Raw genomic sequence first — 5,769 nt, forward strand, 5'->3', positions numbered from 1 at the left:
GAACTGGGGCTTCGGCAGCGGCCCGCCCACGAAGACGGTGCGATCGGTGTCGGCCGAACGCACCGCGACGGGGGTGGCCCCGCCCGAGCTGTAGGCGTAGGAAACGCCGTCGGAGCCACGAAAGACGACAGCGACGCCGCCCGCGGAGCGGCTGACCAGGAACGGGTCCGTCGCGGACGGGTAGGCGGCTCCGGTCCGCGAATCCTTCAGCCTTTCCCAGCTGCGATACGCCGTGCTGCCCGGGGCCGCCTGTTCGGTGACGTAGACGAAGCCGTCGGTCGCCAGGACGGCCACGTGCACTATCCCGGCGGCGTCGACCGCTGCGGCCGGCGCACCGGCGGCGGTCACCCCGGTCAGCGGAGCCCACTCGCCGGTGAACCCGTCGTTCGTCTCGCGCGCCGTGACGACGGCGCCGTCCGGCTGGGTGGCGAAGACCTGGAGGTTCTTGTCCGGGTTGGCGACCGCGGCGGTGTTCTTCGTCCAGCCCGTCCCGGGGACCGTGATCCAGGGACCGACCGTGCCGCCGAGATAGGTGGCCTTGGTGTAGGTACCGCTCGTGGTCCGCGCGAGGATGTCGATGCCGTCCGGCTGGGCCACGACTGTGATGTCCGGGCTCAGCCCGGCCGAGGGCAGCACTGTCCAGGGCAGGAACTCACGGCCCACCGCGCTCTGCACCCGCATCCACAGCTTGCCGGAGCCGTCGACCGCGAAGGCGTATCCGAGGTTCTCCCGCATCACGAGGCTCGGCGGCCCGGGCGTCCAGCCGCCGAAACCGACCAGCTGGGCCCAGTTCGTCGTGTTCGGGGCCTGCGTACTGGCCCGGGTTTCGCTGTCCTGGCCGAGCGCGGTCACCAGCATGCCGTATTCGTCGGAGCGCAGCGCGCCGGGCATACCGGTGAACTGCTGGTAGCCGGGCACCACGGCGAAGTCGACCACGGTGATGTCGTCCGAGCGCTGCCTGCCGTGGATCAGCCTGCCGAAGTCGTCGACGTAGAAGTGCTGCAGTTTCCCAGCGGCGCCCTCGAGAACGAAGCTCGGCGACGTCGGCCTCGACGGTACCGCGGGCCGCTGCGGCTGGCCGGGGTTGACCAGTTTGCAGTCGTCGGTGGTGATCGAGATCTGCCAGTCGGCGGGGGCGCTGCCCACCACCTTGCCGGTGGGGCCCGCCCACACCCCGCCGCCGAGGTAGCGGTACCACTTCAGCTCTTTGGTGTTCTTGTCGAGCGCGTAGAGGACGTCCCCGCCGGGCGAAGCGATCGCGCTGAAGTACTGCCAGCCGCCCGAACCGACCAAGGTGCCGTGCTCGATCCAGCGCTGGCTCGCCGCGTCGTACTGGAACCGGTACAGCACGCCAGCGGGTGTCCGCGCGTAGAAGACGCCATACCCGGCCGCGACGATCAGGTCGTACTTCTGCGTCGTCCACCCGGTGTCGATGAGCCGTTCGGTCCAGGTCTTGGCGGTCTCGTCGTAGCGCCGCCAGGTCAGGACGTTGTCGTGCGCCCAGTAGAAGTCACCGGCACTGTCGACGGTGATGCGGTTGCGCATCTCGGGCTGAGTCACGTTCCATCCGGTCGCGATGGTCTGGGCGATGCCGCCGTTGTCCCACGTGTTCCCCTGCCTGCGCTGACGCTTGACCAAGCCGTCCAGCCCGAAGTCGTAGACCCGTCCGTCGGGCCCGGCCACCGTGCGGCCGCGCCAACCGGAGCCGACGGTCGACCGTCCCGTCCAGGAGTAGATGCCGGTTTCGGGTTCGTTGTGGCGGTCCAAATCCAGGTAGGCGTCCGGCCGGGTGTAAAAGAGGGAAGCGCTTTCCCGGCAGGTGATCGTGTCCGCCGCGGCGGCCGCGTTCACCGTGGACACGGCCACCACCGAACTCACCGCGGCGCTGAGCACGGAACACAGAAGCACGGATCTGAGCAGAAAACGCCGCTGGTGCATGGAAATCCCCTCAGTGGTTTCGAGAAACGCGGCACAACGGAATTCCCCGGCCGCGACACGCGACGGGGCAACACAAAAAAGCACACGCGGATCGCGCCGGACGGCACACCCGGAACGCGATCATTCGACAGTGGACGACGAGATCATCGCGATCGGCCGGCAGAAACGATCTGACAGCTTCCCTCCCTGAAGCTGCCCGCACCTCCCCAGTCAGTCGCCGGCCACCGGCTCGCGAACCTCGATCTTGCTATCGATCACCTGACAGATCCGTTACCCACTTTTTCGGAATTGCTCCGTTCAGTCTACTTTTCACCACTCCGGCGGCCGCGAGTCCCCGAAGCGGCGGCGTAGAGGTATTGGTGGGTTTCGGGCCGGTCACCCGCCACCGCGTCCACCTCGCGCAATTCGAGCACCTCGAAGCCCGCGGCGGTCACGACCGCGGACAGTTCGTCGCTCGGATAGGCGGTCACCGCCAGCGGAACGTCGAGAAACTCCAGCGGGAGCGCGTCGAAGTCGCCTCGCACCATGCCGAGTACCAAGAGCCGTGGCCCGCGCAGCCGGGTCCGGACGTCGGCGAGCACTTCGGCGATCGTGGCCTTCGGCAGCATGAGCAGCGAGAAGAACGCGGTGACGGCGTCGAATTCGCCGAGGCCGTCCAGCGCCCGGAGATCGCGCTGCTGGAAGGTCGCCCGGGGAGCGCTGGCGCGCGCCAGGTCGAGCATGACTGCGGATTCGTCGACGCCGACGGCCTCGAACCCGGCTTCGCTCAGTTCACGGACGGTCGGCTCACCACTGCCACAGCCGAGGTCGAGCACCCGGCCACCCGGTGGGAGCCGGGTGGCCAGCCAGGCACCGGCGGCGCGCTGGGGCTCGCGGTCGGCCCAGGACTCGTCGTAGCGGGACCCGATACGGTCGAACGGCGCGGGGCCGCGCTCCTGGCTGCTCATATCCCGGCAGTGTTCCAGGAGCGCGGCCCCGCCGCACCGTCCTTCTCAGCGTCGTTCGCTGACCGGGGCGACCAGTTCACTCGGTCCGGCGCCCGCTTCCCCTGCCACCGCCGCCAGTTCCTCGCCGACCGGTTCGCGGTCGGCCCCGGTGGGCGGCTTGCCCTTGGTGAACAGCGAGGCCACCGCACCGATGACGCAGACGGCGATGGCGAAGCCGAAAGCGACCGCGAGCCCCTGCGAGAACGGCTCGGAGATCAGGTTCGGGAAGAAGCTGCGGCCGGTGAGGAAGCTCGCCTGGTCCGGTGGCAGGTTGTGGAGCTGGTCGCCCAGCAGCTGCTGGATCGGGTTGTAGCCGAGGAAGGCCGCGAACAGCACCGCGACCGCGGGCAGGTGGGCCAGCTGGTCGGCCGACGCGGCGGGGACGCCGTGCGCGGTCAGGCCCTGGCTCATCGCGCCAGGAAGGCTGCTCGACAGACCGGCGATGATCAGGCTGAAGAAGAACCCGATGGACAGCACCATCGCCGCGTTCTGGAACGTCGTCATCATCCCGGCGCCGGAGCCCCGCGCGTCGGCGGGCAGGCTGTTCATCACCTCGAGGCGGTTCGGCGAGGCGAACATGCCCATGCCGATGCCGTTGAGCAGCAGGATCGCCGCGAAGGCCCAGTAGGCGAAGTCCACCGGCAGCACGATCAGCAGCCCGAAGGTGACCGCGGTCAGCGCCAGGCCGCCGAAGGCCAGCAGCCTGCTGCCGATCCGGTCGGACAGCGCGCCGGACAGCGGGGCCGACACCAGGAACCCGACCGTCATCGGCAGCATGTAGATCCCGGCCCACAGCGGCGTCTGCTCGAAGGTGTAGCCGTGCTGCGGCAGCCAGATCCCCTGCAGCCAGATGATCAGCACGAACTGCAGCCCGCCCCGGCCCAGCGACGCGGTGAAGTTCGCCAGGTTGCCGAGGCTGAACGAGCGGATGCGGAACAGCGAGAGCCGGAACAGCGGGTTCTCGACCTTGGTCTCGATGACCACGAACCCGATCAGCACCGCGACGCCGCCGATCAGGCAGCTCAGCACGAACGGGCTCCCCCAGCCGGTCGGCGAGCTGCCGTAGGGCTGGATGCCGTAGGTGATGCCGACCAGTACCGCGATCAGGCCCACGGCGAAGGTGATGTTGCCCCACCAGTCCATCCGGCCGTGCTTGCTGATACCGGTGTCGTGCAGCTTCAGGTACGCCCACACCGTGCCGATCACGCCGAACGGCACGGACACCAGGAAGATCAGGTTCCAGTCGATCGGCGCGAGCACCCCGCCGACGACCAGGCCGATGAACGAGCCCGCGATCGCCGCGACCCCGTTGATGCCCAGCGCCAGCCCGCGCTGGTTGGCCGGGAAGGCGTCGGTCAGGATCGCCGACGAGTTCGCCATCAGGAACGCGCCGCCGACACCCTGCACGATCCGCCAGCCGATCAGCCACAGCGCGGCCGCGTCGCCGTCGAACCAGGTGATCGCCAGCATGATCGAGGAAACCGTGAAGACGGCGAAGCCCATGTTGTACATCCGGGCCCGGCCGTACATGTCCCCCAGCCGCCCGAAACTGACCACCAGCACCGCGGTGACCACGAGGAATCCCATGATCATCCAGAGCAGGTAGCTGGTGTTCGACGGCTCGAGCGGGTTGATGCCGATGCCCTTGAAGATGTCGGGGAGGGCGATCAGCACGATGGACGAGTTGATGGTGGCGATGAGCATGCCCAACGTCGTGTTGGACAGCGCGATCCACTTGTACCGCGGCCCCAGTTCCGCGATCGAATACGTCTTGCGCCGCACCGAGACAGACCTCCGTTCGATTCGCTTAGCAAGGCTAAGCAAGTTGTTTGCCTGACGCAACCAACCGGCCTTGATCGACTCGGAGAGAACGGTCACAATTGCAAATAGTCCTTTATGGACTATTTGCGGAACGAAAACCCTTGAAGCTCACTACCGCGCGGAAAGTCCCTCGGCGACCTGGCCGAGCAGCGAAAGCAGCGCCGCCGGATCCTCGACGTGCGCGTTGTGCCCGAGGCCGGGCAGAACGACGGAATCCTCGGCGAGCGCACGCAACTGGTCGATCCCGCTCATCGGATCGTGCTCACCGGCGGCCAGCAGCACCGGGCACCGCGCCGCACCGAGCAGGCCACGCATGTCCGGCCTGCCGACGGCGAACGCGGCCGGGTCCAGCGCGAGCCGCCAGCCGTCGGCCGACTCGACGAGCCCCGCCGGGTCCGCGGCGGTCAGACCCAGCAAGCCGGACACCTTCAGATAGCCACGCTCGGCGTCCTCGCGGGTCTCGAACACCCTCGGCGGCCGCGCGGCCATCGCGGCGGCCTTCGCCAGGTCGTCGTCGCTCCATTCGACCTTGACGCCGACCGCGACCACCCCGGCGACCTCGACGCCGAACCAGCCGGTGGCCAGTGCCAGCGCGACCACCCCGCCCAGCGAATGACCGACCACGACGAGCGGGCCGGTGCGAGGCAGCCCATCGGCCACCGCCGCCGCCATACCGCCGAACGAGTAGCGCGGCAGCCGCGCCGCACCGGCGTGTCCGGGCAGATCGGGCGCGTGCCACGGCCTGTCGAGCAGACGACCGAAGCCGTCCCAGACGGCGCTGGTCGCGCCCAGCCCGTGCAACAGCAGTACTTCCGCCCGCGTCGTCGTGTCCACGGCATGGATCCTTCCGCAGACCGGCCCCCGAGGGCCAGCTGTACCGGCGTCGTGGGGGCTGCCGAAGGCCCGGTGTCGCGAACGCTCCGTTGCCGACGATGAACGTCCCGAACGGAGCGGTGGGCGGGCCGGCCGGAAAACGCGGGCAGGGGGCGGGGGGGGCCGGGGGGTTTTAAGAGGCGGGGACCCA

At 68.9% G+C, this 5,769-nt stretch carries 4 protein-coding genes; all 4 read right to left on the minus strand.

The genetic code is table 11. The features are described from left to right. A partial coding sequence (locus tag ACFW0G_RS22300) for a tachylectin-related carbohydrate-binding protein (RefSeq protein WP_378327281.1) occupies nt 1–1,908 on the minus strand: 1,908 nt, incomplete at its 3' end. 332 nt (nt 1,909–2,240) lie between these two features. Continuing rightward, a complete protein-coding gene (locus tag ACFW0G_RS22305; RefSeq protein WP_378327282.1) occupies nt 2,241–2,885 on the minus strand; it encodes a class I SAM-dependent methyltransferase in 645 nt (214 codons plus the stop codon). Between the two features lie 45 nt (nt 2,886–2,930). Then, nucleotides 2,931–4,628, minus strand: a complete 1,698-nt coding sequence (locus ACFW0G_RS22310) for an MFS transporter (RefSeq protein WP_378327366.1) — start codon at nt 4,626–4,628, stop codon at nt 2,931–2,933. A gap of 228 nt (nt 4,629–4,856) precedes the next feature. After that, nucleotides 4,857–5,579 carry an alpha/beta fold hydrolase gene (locus ACFW0G_RS22315; protein WP_378327283.1) on the minus strand — a complete coding sequence of 241 codons (723 nt, stop codon included), beginning with the start codon at nt 5,577–5,579 and terminating at the stop codon, nt 4,857–4,859. Nucleotides 5,580–5,769 lie beyond the last annotated feature (190 nt).

The organism is Amycolatopsis sp. NPDC058986 (assembly GCF_042741125.1).
Taxonomy (GTDB): Bacteria; Actinomycetota; Actinomycetes; order Mycobacteriales; family Pseudonocardiaceae; genus Amycolatopsis.

Bases quoted from the DNA above. Each gene is read 5' to 3' on its own strand.
- ACFW0G_RS22305 (WP_378327282.1), bottom strand. From the start codon at position 2,885: ATGAGCAGCCAGGAGCGCGGCCCCGCGCCGTTCGACCGTATCGGGTCC.
- ACFW0G_RS22310 (WP_378327366.1), bottom strand. From the start codon at position 4,628: ATGCTCATCGCCACCATCAACTCGTCCATCGTGCTGATCGCCCTCCCC.